At 68.0% G+C, this 16,353-nt stretch carries 16 protein-coding genes; 8 read left to right on the plus strand and 8 right to left on the minus strand.

All coding sequences use genetic code 11. From position 1 onward, the window contains the following. Positions 1-4: 4 nt before the first annotated feature. Positions 5-640 (minus strand): hypothetical protein, encoded by a 636-nt coding sequence (locus tag Hhyl2_RS00645; RefSeq protein ID WP_483548775.1) that lies wholly within the window; start codon positions 638-640, stop codon positions 5-7. A gap of 123 nt (positions 641-763) precedes the next feature. Here Hhyl2_RS00645 and Hhyl2_RS00650 point away from each other — a divergent pair, with 123 nt between their 5' ends. Next, positions 764-2,263, plus strand: coding sequence for a YjiH family protein (locus tag Hhyl2_RS00650; protein WP_483548776.1), 1,500 nt, complete (start codon positions 764-766; stop codon positions 2,261-2,263). A gap of 18 nt (positions 2,264-2,281) precedes the next feature. On the opposite strand, the gene Hhyl2_RS00655 is transcribed toward Hhyl2_RS00650, so the two are convergent. Further along, positions 2,282-2,935 (minus strand): helix-turn-helix domain-containing protein, encoded by a 654-nt coding sequence (locus Hhyl2_RS00655; protein WP_483548777.1) that lies wholly within the window; start codon positions 2,933-2,935, stop codon positions 2,282-2,284. An 84-nt stretch (positions 2,936-3,019) separates the two neighbouring features. Between Hhyl2_RS00655 and hutU the strand changes: the two genes are divergently transcribed. The 4 genes from hutU to Hhyl2_RS00675 all read left to right on the plus strand — a co-directional run bounded on the left by hutU (position 3,020) and on the right by Hhyl2_RS00675 (position 7,839). Further along, positions 3,020-4,756 carry a urocanate hydratase gene (gene hutU, locus Hhyl2_RS00660; RefSeq protein ID WP_483548779.1) on the plus strand — a complete coding sequence of 579 codons (1,737 nt, stop codon included), beginning with the start codon at positions 3,020-3,022 and terminating at the stop codon, positions 4,754-4,756. Beyond that, complete coding sequence (gene hutG, locus Hhyl2_RS00665) at positions 4,753-5,787, plus strand: formimidoylglutamase (RefSeq protein ID WP_483548780.1); 1,035 nt, start codon at positions 4,753-4,755, stop codon at positions 5,785-5,787. Before hutU ends, hutG begins: the two co-directional genes overlap by 4 nt. Further along, entirely contained in the window at positions 5,780-7,060 is a 1,281-nt protein-coding gene (gene hutI, locus Hhyl2_RS00670; protein ID WP_483548781.1) for an imidazolonepropionase, read from the plus strand. Before hutG ends, hutI begins: the two co-directional genes overlap by 8 nt. A 209-nt stretch (positions 7,061-7,269) precedes the next feature. After that, the gene (locus Hhyl2_RS00675) at positions 7,270-7,839 is read left to right on the plus strand and encodes a hypothetical protein (protein ID WP_483548782.1); all 570 of its coding nucleotides are present in this window, start codon (positions 7,270-7,272) and stop codon (positions 7,837-7,839) included. On the opposite strand, the gene purQ is transcribed toward Hhyl2_RS00675, so the two are convergent. Genes purQ through Hhyl2_RS00695 form a run of 4 tightly spaced genes read right to left on the minus strand, consistent with a single transcriptional unit; the run spans position 7,780 to position 10,277 of the window. Beyond that, entirely contained in the window at positions 7,780-8,454 is a 675-nt protein-coding gene (gene purQ, locus Hhyl2_RS00680; protein ID WP_483548783.1) for a phosphoribosylformylglycinamidine synthase I, read from the minus strand. The two genes, Hhyl2_RS00675 and purQ, sit on opposite strands and share 60 nt — an antisense overlap. Beyond that, on the minus strand, positions 8,451-8,705 hold the full coding sequence (gene purS, locus Hhyl2_RS00685; RefSeq protein ID WP_483548784.1) for a phosphoribosylformylglycinamidine synthase subunit PurS: 255 nt from the start codon (positions 8,703-8,705) through the stop codon (positions 8,451-8,453). The genes purQ and purS overlap by 4 nt, the downstream gene beginning before the upstream one ends. Before the next feature lie 38 nt (positions 8,706-8,743). After that, positions 8,744-9,394: a DUF7504 family protein gene (locus tag Hhyl2_RS00690; RefSeq protein ID WP_483548785.1), complete on the minus strand. Its 651-nt coding sequence runs from the start codon at positions 9,392-9,394 to the stop codon at positions 8,744-8,746. A 1-nt stretch (position 9,395) separates the two neighbouring features. Further along, positions 9,396-10,277: a GAF domain-containing protein gene (locus tag Hhyl2_RS00695; RefSeq protein WP_483548786.1), complete on the minus strand. Its 882-nt coding sequence runs from the start codon at positions 10,275-10,277 to the stop codon at positions 9,396-9,398. Between the two features lie 122 nt (positions 10,278-10,399). Here Hhyl2_RS00695 and Hhyl2_RS00700 point away from each other — a divergent pair, with 122 nt between their 5' ends. After that, positions 10,400-11,374 carry a formyltetrahydrofolate deformylase gene (locus Hhyl2_RS00700; protein ID WP_483548787.1) on the plus strand — a complete coding sequence of 325 codons (975 nt, stop codon included), beginning with the start codon at positions 10,400-10,402 and terminating at the stop codon, positions 11,372-11,374. 21 nt (positions 11,375-11,395) lie between these two features. On the opposite strand, the gene Hhyl2_RS00705 is transcribed toward Hhyl2_RS00700, so the two are convergent. Continuing rightward, positions 11,396-12,430, minus strand: a complete 1,035-nt coding sequence (locus tag Hhyl2_RS00705) for a phosphoribosylaminoimidazolesuccinocarboxamide synthase (RefSeq protein ID WP_483548788.1) — start codon at positions 12,428-12,430, stop codon at positions 11,396-11,398. Between the two features lie 88 nt (positions 12,431-12,518). Here Hhyl2_RS00705 and Hhyl2_RS00710 point away from each other — a divergent pair, with 88 nt between their 5' ends. After that, positions 12,519-13,535, plus strand: coding sequence for a sodium:calcium antiporter (locus Hhyl2_RS00710; protein ID WP_483548789.1), 1,017 nt, complete (start codon positions 12,519-12,521; stop codon positions 13,533-13,535). 62 nt (positions 13,536-13,597) lie between these two features. Next, positions 13,598-14,944 (plus strand): 7,8-didemethyl-8-hydroxy-5-deazariboflavin synthase subunit CofH, encoded by a 1,347-nt coding sequence (cofH, locus tag Hhyl2_RS00715; RefSeq protein ID WP_483548790.1) that lies wholly within the window; start codon positions 13,598-13,600, stop codon positions 14,942-14,944. A gap of 31 nt (positions 14,945-14,975) precedes the next feature. Here cofH and Hhyl2_RS00720 read toward each other — a convergent pair whose 3' ends face one another. After that, positions 14,976-16,292 (minus strand): cytochrome P450, encoded by a 1,317-nt coding sequence (locus tag Hhyl2_RS00720; protein ID WP_483548791.1) that lies wholly within the window; start codon positions 16,290-16,292, stop codon positions 14,976-14,978. Positions 16,293-16,353: the final 61 nt, after the last annotated feature.

Raw genomic sequence — 16,353 nt, forward strand, 5'->3', positions numbered from 1 at the left:
TGGCTCACTCCGTCGACGGTCGCCAGACGAACGTCCCCAGCGCCACCCAGGCGACGCCGAGCGGGACGAACAGCACAGGCGTCCGAACCACGACCATCCGGACCGCGAGCGGGAGCACCGCGCCGGTCACGAGCACCACGACGGGAACGACCGGCGCCAGGAGACAGAGGGCGACGGTGATCCTCGGCGCGGTTGGGAACCTGCGGAGTGCGACACCGACGAGTCCGGTTCCGCCCATCGCCAGCGCGTAGCCCAGCAGCGCGAGCCAGGTGAGCACCAGGCCGGCGGGGTCCTCGCCGGTGGCTGGGACCGGCCGGACGCCCGCCTCGACGACGGCCCAGACGGCCCGGAGCGCCAGCAGGGAGAGACAGCCAAGGCCGGCGGCTGTCGCGCCGACGGCGATCCGGCCGAGCCGGCCAGCCCTATCCCCGAGCACGCGACGGGAACTGAGGAGACCGCTCCCGACCAGAAGCAGGCCGGCGAGTACGCCGACATCCGAGGGCGTCCCGACGTACGGCCGCGTTCCGTACGTGGCCACCTGGATCCAGGGGATCACCGTCCAGCAGAGGGCGCCGACGAGGATGGCCGGGCCTGACCACGATGGGGCTCGCCCGCCCACCGTCGTACCGTTGCTGTCCATACCCTGTACTCTCGCCGTCGAGGGAAAAATATCGGGGTGACCGACGACTGTTCGGATACCCTATAAATCTGCCTCCATGTGGTGTGTGTGGAACCATGATAGATACCGACACTACACTCGAATATGAGCATCAGAGACTCGTTACCGTTCGGTGGCGACGCGAGTGCCGAGGAGGCGTATCACCGGGACGACCAGCGGACCTACAGCCAGCCGGAAGCCATCGAACCGAAGCGGATCGAGGAACTGGAGCTGTTCGACCTCCGCTGGCAACCGACGGCGAAGTTCGTCGTCGCCTTCGCCATCGGCGCATTCTTCTTCCTCATCCCGGTCCCGTGGCAGGGCGAGGTGACGGTCCCGTTCGACATCGCCGTGAGCTGGATCACCGAGACGTTCCCGACCGGCGCGAGCGTCTACGCCTTCCTGCTCATCCTCGGGGGCGGGATACTGACGACGATCGCCGAGTTCGACCGCCGTGACTGGCTCTCGGTCGGCGAATCGACCGCCAGTCGGCTGGTACTGGACTACTGGGAGACGACGCCGTCGTTCTGGTTCCTCCGTGTCGTCGGGGCGGTACTGGCGCCGATCATGTTCTTCACGCTGGGCCCCCAGTGGATACACACGCCGGCGACCGGCGGGCTCGTCTGGGGGACGCTGATCATCAGCGTGGCGGTCATCATCCCCGTCGGGGCCATCTTCGTCAACCTCTTCGTCGAACTCGGCGGGCTGGAGTTCGTCGGCACGCTCGCTCGCCCAGTGATGCGACCGGTCTTCCACATCCCCGGGCGGGCGACGCTGGACGCGCTGGCCTCCTGGGTCGGTTCCTACAGCGTCGGGATGTACGTCACCCGGAACGTCTTCGACCGCGGCGAGTACAACAAGCGGGACGTCTACATCATCTGTACCTGCTTCGCGACGGTGAGTATCGGCTTCGTCGGCGTCGTCGCGGCGACGCTGGAACTGCTCGCGCTGTTCCCGGTCATCTTCGTCGCCTACCTGATCGCCATCGCCGTCTCGGCGGCTATCCTCGTCCGGGTGCCGCCGCTCAGTAGCATCCCCGAGGAGTACATCGAGGAGCCCAACCCCGAGACGCCGGTCACGGGGTCGCCGGTCGACTACGTCCGGTTCGCGATAAGCGAGGCCGTCCGGAAGGCCGATGAGGGTGACTCCCTCGTCCGGGCGGGCGTTCGCGGCTTCGTCGACGGCCTGAAACTCGCCATGCTCATCCTGGGGACCATCCTCGCCGTGGGGCTGGCGGCCGTCCTCGTCGCGGAGTACACGCCCGTCTTCGACATCATCGCGACGCCGCTGGTCCCGGTGGTTTCGGCGCTGGGCATCCCGAACGCCGAGATGGTCGCGCCGGCGACCATCATCGGCATCACGGAGATGTACATCCCGGCGCTGCTGGTCGTCGAGGCCGCCCCGAAGGCCAAGTTCTTCATCGCTGTCCTCTCGATCTCACAGCTCATCTTCTTCTCCTCGGTCGGCCCGATGATGATGGACATGTTCAGCGACATCCCGATCCGGTTCCGCGATCTGGTCGCGCTGTTCGTGATGCGGACCGTGATCCAGGTCCCCGTCATCGCCGCGATGACCCACGTCGTGGCGATGCTGGGCTTGCTGTAGGCCCGTCTTCTCCCCCTGTCAAGTCTTCAGATACGGCACCAGCGCGTCGGCCAGTTTCTGCTCGGCGCGGTGGAGGTGTTCCTCGGCGGTCCGGCGCTCGACCCCCATCGCGTCGGCGATCTCCGAGGTCGTCGCCCCCCGTGGGACGCTGTAGTAGTCCCGTTCGTAGGCCTCGACCAGCGCCTCCTGCTGGCGGCCGGTCAGGTCCGGCAGGACCTCCTCCAGGGTCAACAGCGGGCGCTGCTGGCGCAACATCGTCAACTCGCGTTTCCGGTCGACGACGACGTCGTGGCCCTCCCCGACGAGGTCGCGGTAGACCTGGGTGAGGTCGTCGGGACCCAGCGCGAGCAACCGGACGCGCTTCTCCCCGTCGGCGTACCGCAGCGGCGGTAACAGCAGACAGTTGTGTCGGACGAGGTACTGCTCGATGTTCCGGTCCGTGTGGTCTTTGAGACACGTCTCGGTGACGACGAGGTGGCCGGTCCCTCTATCGGTCTCGTCCCGGATTCCGAGTTCCGGCGCGATCTCGGCGACGAAGGCGTCCGCGTCACCGCCGACGACGTACAACAGGTCACAGTACTCGTTGCACCACAGCGTGACCCCGACGTCGAGGTCGACGGTGGCCTCCGTGAACCACCCGCCGTCGATGACGCGGAAGATCGCCTCGTACATGCCCGATATTTGTTCTCCGGTGACATAAACCACCCACCATATGGCGAATCATGAGTGTTTGTCACGTGGCCCCAACGTCCGCGTATGGCCACACACCCACAGCAACGGCCCGACCGTATCGGCGAACCGAGCGAGCAGTGGCGCGAGTACCAGGGTGCGCCGACTGGGACCGACATCGAGTGCGAGGGGTGGCGCCAGGAGGCCGCGCTCCGCCTGCTGAACAACAACCTCGACCCCGAGGTCGGCGAGGACCCCGAGAACCTCGTCGTCTACGGCGGAACCGGCCGGGCCGCACGGTCCTGGGACGCCTACGACGCGATTCTCGACGAACTCCGGTCGCTTGGCGACAGCGAGACGCTGCTCGTCCAGTCCGGCAAGCCCGTCGGCCGCTTCGAGACCCACGAGATGGCCCCCCGCGTGTTGATCGCCAACTCCAACCTCGTCGGGAAGTGGGACAACTGGGAGCACTTCCACGAACTCGAAGCGGAGGGGAAGATCATGTACGGCCAGATGACCGCCGGCTCCTGGGCCTACATCGGCACACAGGGCATCATCCAGGGGACCTTCGAGACGCTGGCGGAGTTGGCGCGCCAGCAGTTCGACGGCGACCTCCGGGGGAAGATTGTCGTGACTGCGGGCCTCGGCGGGATGAGCGGTGCCCAACCGCTCGCCGTAACGATGAACCACGGCGTCTGTATCGCCGCAGAGGTCGACGAGGACCGCATCGACCGGCGTATCGAGACGGGCTACTGCCAGGAGAAGACCGACGACCTGGAGACGGCTATCGAGCGCGCGGAGAAGGCGGCCGCCGCGGGCGAATCCTACAGCGTCGGGGTCCACATGAACGCTGCCGACATGCTGGAGGCGATGCTCGACCGGGATTTCGTCCCGGACGTACTCACCGACCAGACGGCGGCCCACGATGCCCTCGAAGGCTACTATCCTTCGGGCTACACCGTCGCGGAGGCCGACCAGTTGCGCGAGGAGGATCCAGAGCGCTACCGCGAGGAGAGTCTGGATACGATGGAACGCCACGTCGACGCCATCCTCGACCTGCAGGACCGGGGTGCGGTCGCCTTCGAGTACGGCAACAACATCCGCGGCCAGGTCCAGACAGAGCGTGGGAAGGAGGACGCCTTCGACTTCCCCGGGTTCGTCCCGGCGTACATCCGCCCACAGTTCTGTCGCGGCCGGGGGCCATTCCGCTGGCTCGCGCTCTCGGGCAACCCCGACGACATCCACCGGACCGACGAGGCCATCACAGAGCTGTTCCCCGAGAAGGACGCGCTGCACCGCTGGATCGACCTCGCACAGGAGCAGGTCCAGTTCCAGGGGCTCCCCTCGCGGGTCTGCTGGCTGGGCTACCGCGCCGCGGACGACCCGGAGGGCATGACCGAACGCGCTCGCTTCGCGCTGCGGATCAACGACCTCGTCGCCGAGGGCGAGATCGAGGCGCCCATCGTCGTCACGCGGGACCACCTCGACGCCGGCAGCGTCGCCAGCCCGAACCGAGAGACGGAGGCCATGAAAGACGGGACCGACGCCGTCGCGGACTGGCCCATCCTGAACGCCCTGTTGAACTGTGCCGCCGGTGCGGACATCGTCAGCGTCCACGACGGCGGCGGCGTCGGCATCGGCAACGCCATCCACGCCAACAACCACGTCGTCCTGGACGGGACTGACCTGGCCGCCCGGAAGGCCCGCCGGGTGTTCACGACCGACCCCGGGACCGGCGTGATCCGGCACGCCGACGCGGGCTACGAGACGGCGCTGGACGAGGCCCGCGAGTCTAACGTCCCAGTGCCGATGGCCGACCGATGACGATCGACCGGTCGGAATCTGACGCGTCGCCGTTCGTGACCCCCCCGTGGGACGGCTGGGACGGGCCGTCGACGGACCCGAACGACGAGCAGTTCGGCGACCGCGTCACCCCCACGTCGCTGGACGCCGCTGCCGACCACGACGTCGTCCTGGTGGGGGAGCCCTACGACGGCGCCGTCATCGGCCGGCGCGGGGCCCGCGAGGGACCGCTGGCGATCCGGCGCGCGCTGGCGGGCGTGAAGACCCACCACTTCGGCGTCGGCGCGGTGACCGACCGGCTCTCGGTCGCCGACCTCGGCGACGTGCGAGCGACCCACGGCACCGGCGACGCGGCCGCTGCCGGGCGGGGTGGACTCCCGAATGTCACCGCCGTCCAGGAGGCCGTCCGGGAGGTCGCGGCGCGGATACACGACCGCGATGTCCTCCCCGTCTTCCTCGGCGGGGACAACTCGCTGTCGTTCGCCAATGCGGCCCCGCTGGCCGCGGACCGTCGTCTCGGGGTCGTCACGCTCGACGCCCACCTCGACTGCCGGGACCCGACTGATGGGCCCTCCAGCGGAACGCCCTACAGACAGCTGTTCGAGGCCGGACTCGACGCCTACGTCTGTCTCGGCGCGCGCCACTTCGAGACGTCGACGGCCTACGCGGACTACGTCGTCGAACGGGGCGGCGACGTGGTCACTGCCGAGACGGTCGCCACCGACACGCCGGCAGTGCTGGAACGCGTCCGGGCCGCACTCGACGGCGTCGACGCGGTCTCCCTCAGTCTGGACCTGGACGTCCTCGACGCCGCGGCGGCACCGGGCGTCAGCGCCCCGACGCCCGGTGGACTGACGACACGAGAACTCTATAGCCTGCTCAGACACTTCGCAGCCGCCGAACGGGGTCGCCTCGCGGGCTTCGAGGTCGTCGAATGCGCCCCGCCGCTGGACGAACAGGGCCGGACCGTCGACGCCGCCGCCCGCGCCGTGGCGCACTTCCTGGCGGGCTACGCCACGGGCGACGGCGGGGAGGTGGGGACGGATGGCTGACCTCTCTGCCGTCGTCCACGACGCCGCCACGGTCGTCGTCGGTCCCGAAGCGGACAGTGGCGCGGGCTTCGACCGGCTCCAGACACACGCAGACGCGGCGGTCGCCGTCGTCGACGGCCGGGTCGCCGCGGTCGGGCCGACCGCCGATATCGTCCGTGAGTACCCACCCGAGAACGCCGCGACGGCCGTCGACGCCGACGGGAGGGCCGTCCTGCCGGGGTTCGTCGATAGCCACACCCACGCGGCCTTCGCCGGCGACCGGTCCGACGAGTTCGCGGCGAAACTCCGCGGGAAGACCTACCAGGAGATACTCGACGAGGGCGGTGGCATCCTGCGGACCGTGCGGGCCGTCCGGGCCGCCAGCGACCAGACCCTGCAGGAACGACTCCGCGCGCACCTCGATACGATGCTCGCCGCAGGGACGACCACCGTCGAGGTGAAATCCGGGTACGGGCTCGATACGGCGACCGAACGCCGACTGCTCGACGCCGTCGCCGCGGTCGACGCCGACCACCCGGTCGACGCGGTGCCGACGTTCATGGGCGCCCATGCCGTCCCCGAGGACACGGACGCCGAGACATACGTCGACCGCGTGGTCGACGAACAACTCCCCGCCGTCGCGGAGCGCGATCTGGCGGCGTTCTGTGACGTCTTCTGCGAGGCGGGCGTGTTCTCGGTCGAGCAGTCCCGGCGCGTCCTCGAAGCGGGCCGCGAGCACGGCCTCGTCCCGAAGGTCCACGCCGAGGAACTCGACCGCATCGGCGGCGCGCAACTGGCCGCCGAGGTCGGTGCCGCCAGCGCCGACCACCTCCTGCACGCGACGCCCGCTGACGCCGACGCGCTGGCGGAAGCCGGCGTGACACCGGTCCTGTTGCCCGCGACGGCCTTCGCGCTCGGGACCGACTACGCCGACCCCGATATCTTCCGCGAGACCCGCTCTCCCATCGCCGTCGCGACGGACTTCAACCCCAACTGCCACGCCCCGACGATGCCGTTCTCGGTGACGCTGGCCTGTGTCGGGATGGGGCTCTCCCCGGAGACGGCGCTGGCCAGCGTGACCCGCGGCGGTGCGCTCGCCCTCGCGGCAGACCACGACCGCGCGCTGGGCCCCGAGACGTCGGTCGGTACGCTCCGGCCCGGCGCACCCGGTGACATCGTCGTCCTCGACGCCCCCTCGCCCGTCCACGTCCCGTACCGGTTCGGACAGCGCGTGGTCGACGTGGTACTGAAACGCGGTCACCCGGTCACACCCCGATCGGACGTGTCTCAGTAACAACCATTCCGGCGTGAACGGCCGTGTGGCTACTCCTCGTCTCCACTTTCACTTTCACTCCGGTAGGGTGGGGCTTATACCATTGGCCGGTCTAAACGTCGGTAGGGGCCGCCGGAACAAGTCACACGCTCCAGCGACCCCTTCCCTTTCCCTTTGGACACGGCCAGTGGCGACACAAGACACATACCGACGGTACTGGACACTCCGGTATGCGCCGCCTGCTCGCAGTCGCCCTCCTCGCCAGCCTCGCGGTCGGCGGTGGGTTGGCAACCGCCGACGTCGGGCCGTTCGCCGATCCCCCGCCAGTCCGGGTCACTGACGACGCGTCCGGTGGGGTCCTCTGGCCGTTCCTGAACGACAGTGCGACGACGCTCGACACCACCCACGTGGGAGCACCGTCGAACAGTCGCCCGGAACCGGTCGGCTTCGTCGTCGAGAACAGCGGGCCACGCGAGTCGGTCCCGCTGATGGTCGTCCACCGACCCACGGGCGAGAGCGTCGTCGACCGGACGATCACGATGGATACCGAGACGGCGATAGTGATCGTGTTCCACCGGCCGTCGAACTACGGTGTAACCGTCGAGACCGAGCGAGGGGTGAGCGAGTATCCGGTCGAACGGGACGACTTCGACTGCAACGAGAAGACGATGGGTGTCCGCATCGAGGACGACGGCCAGACGGCCTACACCACTATCTCGACCTCGATGGGCTGTCCGTCGCTACTCGGCGAACCCTTCGAGGACGCCCTCGCCGTCGGTCCGGCCCAGATCGGCGAGTGACGCGCGCTCGGGGTGGGGCATCATGACGGCGACGTGGTCGGACTCGCCCGTGACGCCGGCGACGTTGTGCTTCGAGCCGTTGGGGTTGGCTTCGGGCGTAATATCGCCGTTCTCGTCGCAGTACTTGAAGAGGATGCGGTCGTCGGCCTCCAGCTCGTCCAGTCGCTCGTCGGTGATCTCGTAACGTCCCTCGCCGTGGGCGATGGGGAGTTCGACGACCTCGCCTTCCTCGTACTGGTTCGTCCAGGGCGTCTCGGCGTTCTCGACGCGGAGGTGGACGTGCTCACACTGGAAGCGGGCGCTCTCGTTGGTGGTGAACACGCCGGGCGTGAGCGCGGACTCACAGCCGATCTGGGCACCGTTGCAGACGCCGAGTACGGGCGTCCCGTCGGCGGCGGCCTCGCGGACTTCGGCCATGATCGGCGAGCGAGCGGCCATCGCGCCGGCACGCAGGTAGTCGCCGTAGGAGAAGCCGCCGGGCAGCATGATGCCGTCGACGTCCTCCGGCAGGCCGTCCTCGTGCCAGACGAGCTCGGCGTCGAATCCCAGCGACGCCAGAGCCTGCACGGAGTCGCGGTCGCAGTTCGAGCCGCCGAATTGGATGACTGCTATCATTCCCGCTCGGCGACCTCCACGTCGTAGTCGTGGATCGTCGGGTTCGCCAGAAGCCGTTCGGTCATCTCTTCGGCACGCTCGCCGGCCGCGTCGGCGCTGTCGGCCTCCAGGTCGACCTCGAAGACGTCGGCAGAACGCAGGTCCGACAGTTCGAAGCCGAGCCGTTCGAGCGCCTGCTGGGTGGTCTCGGCCTCGGGGTCCAGGACGCCCCGCTTGAGCCGGACGGTGACAGTGGCAGTATAGGCGGTCATTAGTGACAGGCGTGCGGTCGGTGGAGAAAACGCTTGTGTTATCCGTCCAGCGGCGTCCACTCCGTCGGCTGGTCGGCCAGTCCTCTGGTCTTGATCTCGCGGCCAGCATCGGTCTCCCGGAGGTCGATACGGCCGTCGAACGCCTGGGCGATACTGCCCAGCACTCGCTCGTCGTGGGCCTCGGGGTCGATGACGCAGACGCCGATGCCGTCGGCGGTCCGGATCCGGCTCGTCACCGTGTTGACGAACCGGTACACCGGACGGACGTCGTCCGCGTAGACCAGCAGCGGTGTGAGGGTGTAGATCCCCGTCCGGACGGCGTCGAACCCGCGGGCATAGACCTGCTCGTACTGGTTCGAGTACTCGATTCCGATACCGGTGAGGTCTGCTGGCGTCCCCACCGAGGAGACAAACTCGCCCAGGTTCGCGTCACTCTCCTGTGCGCAGTCGACGACGCGGATGCGCCCGTTCGAGGCGTCCTCGCCGGTGCGGTCGATGCCGGCCAGTATCTCCTGGGCGCTGACGTCCGTCGCGATGACGACGATACCGTCGTCCGGGTCGGCCGTGAGCATCTCCAGGGCGAACCGGCGCGTCCCGCCGAGTATCGGCCCGGCGACCAGCATGTTCGTTCCCGGATCCACCGGCGACACCGGCAGCCCGTCGAAACTATACCGTTCCGCCCGTTGCATCTCACTCCCCTCCATCTGACAGTCGTTTCCTGAGCCGCAGTTGCTCTGCGACCTCGTCGGCGAACAGCCTGAGGTCGTCCCGCTCGGCGCGGCTGTACGAACGTGGTTCCGAATCGGTACAGCAGACCGCCCCCAGTGCGTTGCCCGTCTCGTCGGTGATCCGTGCGCCGGCGTACGACCGGATGTCGAGTTCTTCGAGACGGTCGTTGGCGGCAAAGCGCGGGTCCTCGTCGACGTCCTCGACGATCATCACCTCGTCGGTCAGGATGGTATGTGTACAGATGCTGTCCTCGCGGGCCAGTGTCGTCCAGTTGGCGCCCTCGCAGGCGACGAACCGTTCCTCGTGGGCGTCGACGAGTCCGACGAACGCGACGTCTATGTCGAAGTGGTTCGCGACGAGCGCCGTCACCCGCTCGAAGGTCGCCTGCGCGCTCAGGTCGTCGACGTCGTAGGCGCGGACGGCCGCGATCCGCTCGTGTTCGTCCCCCGGCAGCGGATAGGCAGCCTGTCCGCCGGACGCGACCGACCCCTGGACGATGTCGACCAGGCGCTCGCGGGCGTTCGAGACTGTCCGTGCGACGTACTCGACGACCTGGTCCGGCCGGCCCCGTGGGAGGTCGGACGGCGGTTCGTCGGTGAACAGGACACAGACACAGTCCGGGTTCGCCTGCCGGACGGCGTCGACGACGTCGAACGCGTCGCCGTCGGGGAACGTCGCGACGGTCACCACACACTCCGTGTCGGCGTCGACCAGTTCCGTCAGCGCCGCTACCGTGGCGGCACCGACGGCGTCGAGTCCGCTGGCTTCCAGTGCGTCTAACGTTGCCGACCGTTCGCGTTCGTCGGGGTCCGCACAGAGTACGGTCGGCGAATCCTCGGTCACACGAGGGTACTCGGCCCCTACCCCCATAGGTGTGGCGCCGGAGACCGACGGAAAACGAAGCCTTTTGCACTGCGCCCGTCCAACGGCGGTACAATGAGCGCAATCGCCCGGAGGTTGTGGCCGTGACGCGTGGCTTCACCGAGATCACGGTCGTCGGCGACGACGACACCGGTCTCATCGCAGAGGTGACCAGCCTGCTGTTCGAGCGCAGCATCAACATCGAGGATCTGGACCAGGCGGTCCGGGACGGGGTCTTCCGGATGACCATGCACGTCGACACCAGCGAGATGGTGACGACCGAGGAGAAACTCCGCGAGGACCTCACCGAACTGGGCGAGGAACTGGGCGTCGACGTCCAGGTCCGGTTCCCGGCCGACCGCGAGACCCAGTCCATCGCCGTCCTCGTCACCAAGGAGTCCCACTGTCTGGAGGCCCTGTTCGAGTCCTGGGCCAACGGCGACCTCGGGGCCGACATCGAGGTGGTCATCGGCAACCACAGCGACCTCCAGCCACTGGCCGAGAAGTACGACGTCCCGTTCCACGACATCGGCGACGAGAAGGGGACGCCCGACGAGGGGGAACTGCTGGACCTGCTGGCCGATTACGACGCCGACCTGATCGTCCTCGCCCGCTACATGCGTATCCTCTCGCCGGACGTCGTCTTCCGCTACGAGAGCCGCATCATCAACGTCCACCCGAGCCTGCTCCCCTCGTTCCCCGGCGCGTCGGCGTACATGCAGGCCATCGAGGAGGGCGTCCGCATCGCCGGCGTCACCGCCCACTACGTGACAACCGATCTCGATCAGGGACCGATCATCACCCAGCGGGCGTTCAACGTCCCCGACGACGCCACCGAGGAGGACCTCCAGACGATGGGCCAGCCCCTCGAAGCCGAGGCGCTGCTGGAGGCCATCCGCCTGCACCTCAACGACGACGTGACCGTCCACCGCGGCCGGACGAAGCTCCGTGACGACGAGGTCCAGGCCCAGCTGGGCGCGCCCGAGGACCTCAACGACCTCAACCCCGACCGACCCATCGACGGGCTCGGCGAGTACGTCGCCGAGGACGAGGAGTCCGAGGCGCAAGCCGACGACTGAACCCCTCCAGCGACGCCCTTTTCAGAGGTCTCGGACCGCGTCGACAGCGGCATCCAGCGACGGCGCGTCGAAGACGTCGCCGCCGACGTAGGCGTTCGTCCCGGCACAGTAGAGGTCCCGCATCGCGTCGAGTACCGACGCGTCGAGTGGCTCGGGCGAGCGCTCACAGAGGGACTTCCAGTCTGCGACACCTTCCTCGCTCGCGCGCTCTTTCGCCTCGCCGACTGCTTCGACCCACTCGGGCTGGGTGCGCTTGTGGTACTGGCGGATGACCTCCTTGGAGACCTGCTGGCCGTCGTAGGAGAAGCGGTTCTCGTCGAAGGTGCCGACCACGTCGGCGATTCGGATCTGACCCTCGTGGTAGAGACACTCGATCTTGCCGTCCTCGTGGACCAGGCCGGCCTCGTCGGCCTGGCGGGTGACGATGTGGTTGACCGCACGTGCCAGCTCTTCGAGCCGGCCGATGTCGGCGGTGCCGGCGATGCGGTCGGCCGCCTCGCGGTCGAGGTACCGGTCCTGCTCCTCGTACTTCGTGGAGAACTCGACGACCGGCCGATCCAGGTCGACCGCCTCGTCGGGCCACGTCTCGAAGTCCAGTCCGTGGTCGGCCGGGTCGGTCCGCGAACGCAGTGAGGAGCCGACCGGGACGCGGTTGCGGAAGACGATCTCCAGGGGGATCAGGTAGTTCTCGCCCGCGTCGGCGTGGTAGGCGTCGTAGTCGTAGCTGCCGTCCGTGAAGGGCAGATCGGGCACCTGGGTCAGTGAGATGACCATCTCCTCGGGGGCGGTGCCGGTCGACAGTGCCTCGCCGAGGTCGACCGTCTGGTCGCTGCCGGGCAGACGGACACCCTCGTAGTGGGTCGGGATGTGGTTCTCCTCTAACAGCTGGAAGTTGAACGCGCCCATCGTACAGAGCGAGGCGCCTTTCTCGTCGATCCGGTCGGGCATCTTCCCCCAGTCGAACACCGAGTAGTCGTCGGTGAACACGAAGGCCCCGCGGCCGAGTTCTGTGGCCGTCGCGGGCTCGTCGATGCGGAAGTCCTTGACGCTCGTCATTGGCGTGGGGTTTCAGGGCCGGCACAAAGACGTTTCTCATATTCTCGGTACCGAACGGTTTTGGTGGCCCGTGCCGACGGCTCGGATGATGGCCGCGAACCTGTTCGTCGAGGGGGGTATCATCCTCGTTGCCACGCTGGCGATCTGGAAGGGGAGCGACTGGCTCGAATCGTCGAGCGAGACGCTCTCGACGTACTACGGGCTGCCACAGGTCGTCCAGGGGGCGATCGTCGTCGCCGTCGGCTCCAGTTTCCCCGAACTGGCGACCGTCGTCGTCGCGGCCCTGGGTGGCGCGATGCCGTTGGGCGTCGGCGCCATCGTCGGCTCCGCCATCTTCAACATCCTCGTCATCCCGGCGGTCGCGGGAATCGCTACCGAGGACGACATCGAGTCCAACCGCACGCTCGTCTACAAGGAGGCCCAGTTCTACATGCTGGCGGTGTCCGTTCTGTTGATCACCTTCGCGCTGGCGGTGATCTACTACCCCGGCGGGCCGGACCTGACCGGCGACGTCACGCGCCCGCTCGCGTTGCTCCCGCTCGGGCTGTACGGCCTCTACATCTTCATCCAGTACCAGGACACCGCCGACCATCAGGCAGAGGACGCCGGCGGTGACGACGTCGCCGTCGGCAGGCAGTGGCTGTTCCTGCTCGCCGGGCTGGGCGTCATCCTGGTGGCCGTCGAGAGCCTGGTCCACTCCGTCGGTGTCATCGGCCAGGCCGTCGGCATCCAGGAGTTCCTCATGGGCGTGACCATCCTGGCGGCGGCCACGAGCCTCCCCGATACGCTCGTAAGTCTCCGGGCGGCCAGAGACGACCGCGGGGTCACCTCGCTGGCGAACGTGCTGGGTTCGAACACGTTCGACCTCCTGGTGGCCATCCCACTGGGCGTGCTCATCGTCGGCACCTGGACCGTCGACTTCGCCATGGCGGTGCCGATGTTCGGTATCCTGACCGGCGCGACCATCCTGCTCTTTACCGCCCTGCGGACCGATCTGGTGTTGAGCCAACCCGAATCCTACGCGCTGCTGGGCGCGTACGTCGCCTTCGTCGGCTGGGTCGTCGCGGAGTCACTCGACGTCGTGGCCGGTATCCTGCCGGCCTAGGATACTGGCCAGAAGCCCCGGTCCCGCCATGTTTTTGCGTCCCCTCACCTAGTCCGAGACAGATGTCCGACGCCTTCGACGCCGTGCCGACGGGTGACGTGGAGTTCACCCACCAGCCGATCAGCGACCAGTCCTTCGAGAACGCGCTGGCGAAGGCACGTGACGGCGACCGACTCACCGTCGCCGACGGCGTCGAACTCGTCACGACCGGGACCGACAGCGAGGGGATCGACCCCCGGCGCAAGGAGCAGGTTCTGGAAGCGGCCGACCGCCGGCGGGCCGAAGTCGTCGGCGACGAGGTGACCTTCGTCGCCAACCTCAACAACAACGTCACGACCGCCTGTAACACCGGCTGTCTGTTCTGTAACTTCAAGGACCGCTCCGAGCAGTTCCGGTCGAGCTACCAGGACGAGCACGGGGGGTTCACCAAGACCCCCACCGAGTCCCGCGAGATCGTCGCCGACGCCGTCGAGCGCGGCATCTACGAGGTCTGCTCGGTCTCGGGACTCCACCCCGCGCTGGCACTGGACGAGGAACACCGCGAACTGCTCGAAGCCAGCGACCGCGGCGATCTGAACTACCGCTCGCCGGCCGAGTACGACGTCGATCCGGGGACCTACTGCGAGCAGATCCGCGCGATGAACGTCGGCGGCGTCCACGTCCACTCGATGACGCCCGAGGAGGCCTACCACGCCCGACGAGGGACGGACTGGTCCTACGAGGAGGTGTTCCGCCGGCTGAAGCGGGCGGGCCTGGACAGCGTTCCCGGCACCGCCGCCGAGATCCTCGTCGACGAGGTCCGGGACGTGATCTGTCCAGCCAAGATCGACTCCGGCGAGTGGCTCGAAGCCATGGAGGCGGCTGCCAGTGTCGGCCTGGACACGACGGCGACGATCATGTACGGCCACGTCGAGAACGCGAAACACCGGGTGCTCCATCTGGAGCGCGTCCGCGAACTACAGGACCGGACCGGCGCGATCACGGAGTTCGTCCCGCTGTCGTTCGTCCACGAGGAGACGCCCCTCTACGAGCGCGGTCTCGTCGACGGCGGCGCCAGCCCCGACGAGGACGAACTGATGATCGCCGTCTCGCGGCTGTTCCTCGACAATATCGAGCACATCCAGTCCTCCTGGGTCAAGTACGGCGACACGCAGGGCCTGAAGATGCTGACCTGCGGGGCCGACGATTTCATGGGGACGATCCTCTCGGAAGAGATAACCAAGCGCGCTGGCGGGGACTTCGGGGAGTTCCGTTCGGTCCGGGAGTACGCCGACATGATCTCGGCGATCGGACGCACCCCGGTCGAGCGCTCGACGGACTACGAGCAGCGTCGCGTCGTCGACCCCGACGCGGACGTTCTGGGCCCGCGTCTGGGACCGACGGCCGACGGGACGCCGCTGCTGGAGTGAGGTGGGTACGGCGACAGCGGTAGCCGACCGTTCACCGTCGCCGCGGCGTCATCGTGACGTCCCCGCGTGGCTGGAGCGTGACCGAGGCAGAGAGATCGAGGTCGTCGTACTCGCGTTCGAGCGTCCACTCGTCGGCGATGGTCGCCAGGACCAGTTGCGCCTCGGCCATCGCGAAGCGGTGGCCGATACAGTGGCGGGGGCCGCCGCCGAACGGGAAGTAGGCGAACTCCGGTCGGTCGGCGTCGTCGAGCCAGCGGTCCGGGCGGAACGTCTCGGGGGCGTCCCAGAACCGGTCGTCGCGGTGGAGCACCCACGACGGGAGGACGACGAGCGCGCCAGCGGGGATGGTGTAGCCACCGATCTCGACGTCGTCGACCGGTTCACGCCGGATCTCGTGGGCCGGCGGGTAGAGCCGCATCGCCTCCTTGACGATGGCCTCGGCGACCTCGAACTCGAAGACGTCCTCGATGGTCGGGCGGCCGTCGAGCACGTCGTCGAGTTCCGCGTGCAGGCGCTTCTCGACAGCAGGATTGCGGGTCAGCAGGTCCCAGATGTAGGTCAGGGTCAGGGCGGTGGTCTCGTGGCCGGCAAAGAGGAAGGTGAGCATCTCGTCGCGGATCTGCTGGTCGGACATCTCCGTGTCGGCGGCCAGCAACATCGACAGGAGGTCGTCGCGGTCGTCGTCGCTGGCTCTCCGAGTCTGCAGGATGTCGTCGATCTCACGCTCGATGTGGCTGTGGGCGCGGTCGGCGCGGCGCAACATCGGGACGGGCGCCCAGTCGGGCGCGAAGAACGTGATCGGCTGGTTCTCGGGCTGGAGGGGTTCGTGAAGCCGGTCGACGGCGTCGTAGATGCCCCGCTCGGCCAGGTCGATGTCCTCGCCGAACATGCACTCGACGAGGATGTCCAGCGTCGTCCGCATCAGTTCGTCCTGGAGATCGAGCGATTCGCCGTCGGCCCACGTGTCGATGCGGTCGGCGGTCCGCCCGACCATGCTCTCGCCGTACTCGCGGATGTGGTCCATGTAGAAGGCCGGCTGGATGGCCTGACGCTGGCGACGCCAGAGGTCGCCCTCGCTCGTGATGAGGCCGTCGCCGACGATTTCCCGTAACTGGTCGGTGCCGGGCTGGTGCTTGCGGAACCGGTCGCTGTCGCCGACCAGCACCCGCTCGATATCGGCGGGGTCGGTCAGCATGTAGGCGTCCCAGCCCAGTATCTCGTAGTTGACGACGCGGCCGTACTCGCTGGCACAGCGCTCGCGGAACGAACACGGGTCGCGGGCCCACTGGTGGGTGTTGCCCAGGACAGGCAGTCCGCGTGGGCCAGGTGGGGTCTCTGTTGACTGCATGCTCGTCACACTCGGTGTTTCGTCGTGTGTTCCCCTGGCTCTGCTGCGCCGGATACGCGGT

The organism is Haloarcula sp. H-hyl2, assembly GCF_056934385.1.

Bases quoted from the DNA above. Each gene is read 5' to 3' on its own strand.
- Hhyl2_RS00645 (WP_483548775.1), bottom strand. From the start codon at position 640: ATGGACAGCAACGGTACGACGGTGGGCGGGCGAGCCCCATCGTGGTCA.
- Hhyl2_RS00650 (WP_483548776.1), top strand. From the start codon at position 764: ATGAGCATCAGAGACTCGTTACCGTTCGGTGGCGACGCGAGTGCCGAG.
- Hhyl2_RS00655 (WP_483548777.1), bottom strand. From the start codon at position 2,935: ATGTACGAGGCGATCTTCCGCGTCATCGACGGCGGGTGGTTCACGGAG.
- hutU (WP_483548779.1), top strand. From the start codon at position 3,020: ATGGCCACACACCCACAGCAACGGCCCGACCGTATCGGCGAACCGAGC.
- hutG (WP_483548780.1), top strand. From the start codon at position 4,753: ATGACGATCGACCGGTCGGAATCTGACGCGTCGCCGTTCGTGACCCCC.
- hutI (WP_483548781.1), top strand. From the start codon at position 5,780: ATGGCTGACCTCTCTGCCGTCGTCCACGACGCCGCCACGGTCGTCGTC.
- Hhyl2_RS00675 (WP_483548782.1), top strand. From the start codon at position 7,270: ATGCGCCGCCTGCTCGCAGTCGCCCTCCTCGCCAGCCTCGCGGTCGGC.
- purQ (WP_483548783.1), bottom strand. From the start codon at position 8,454: ATGATAGCAGTCATCCAATTCGGCGGCTCGAACTGCGACCGCGACTCC.
- purS (WP_483548784.1), bottom strand. From the start codon at position 8,705: ATGACCGCCTATACTGCCACTGTCACCGTCCGGCTCAAGCGGGGCGTC.
- Hhyl2_RS00690 (WP_483548785.1), bottom strand. From the start codon at position 9,394: ATGCAACGGGCGGAACGGTATAGTTTCGACGGGCTGCCGGTGTCGCCG.
- Hhyl2_RS00705 (WP_483548788.1), bottom strand. From the start codon at position 12,430: ATGACGAGCGTCAAGGACTTCCGCATCGACGAGCCCGCGACGGCCACA.
- Hhyl2_RS00710 (WP_483548789.1), top strand. From the start codon at position 12,519: ATGGCCGCGAACCTGTTCGTCGAGGGGGGTATCATCCTCGTTGCCACG.
- cofH (WP_483548790.1), top strand. From the start codon at position 13,598: ATGTCCGACGCCTTCGACGCCGTGCCGACGGGTGACGTGGAGTTCACC.
- Hhyl2_RS00720 (WP_483548791.1), bottom strand. From the start codon at position 16,292: ATGCAGTCAACAGAGACCCCACCTGGCCCACGCGGACTGCCTGTCCTG.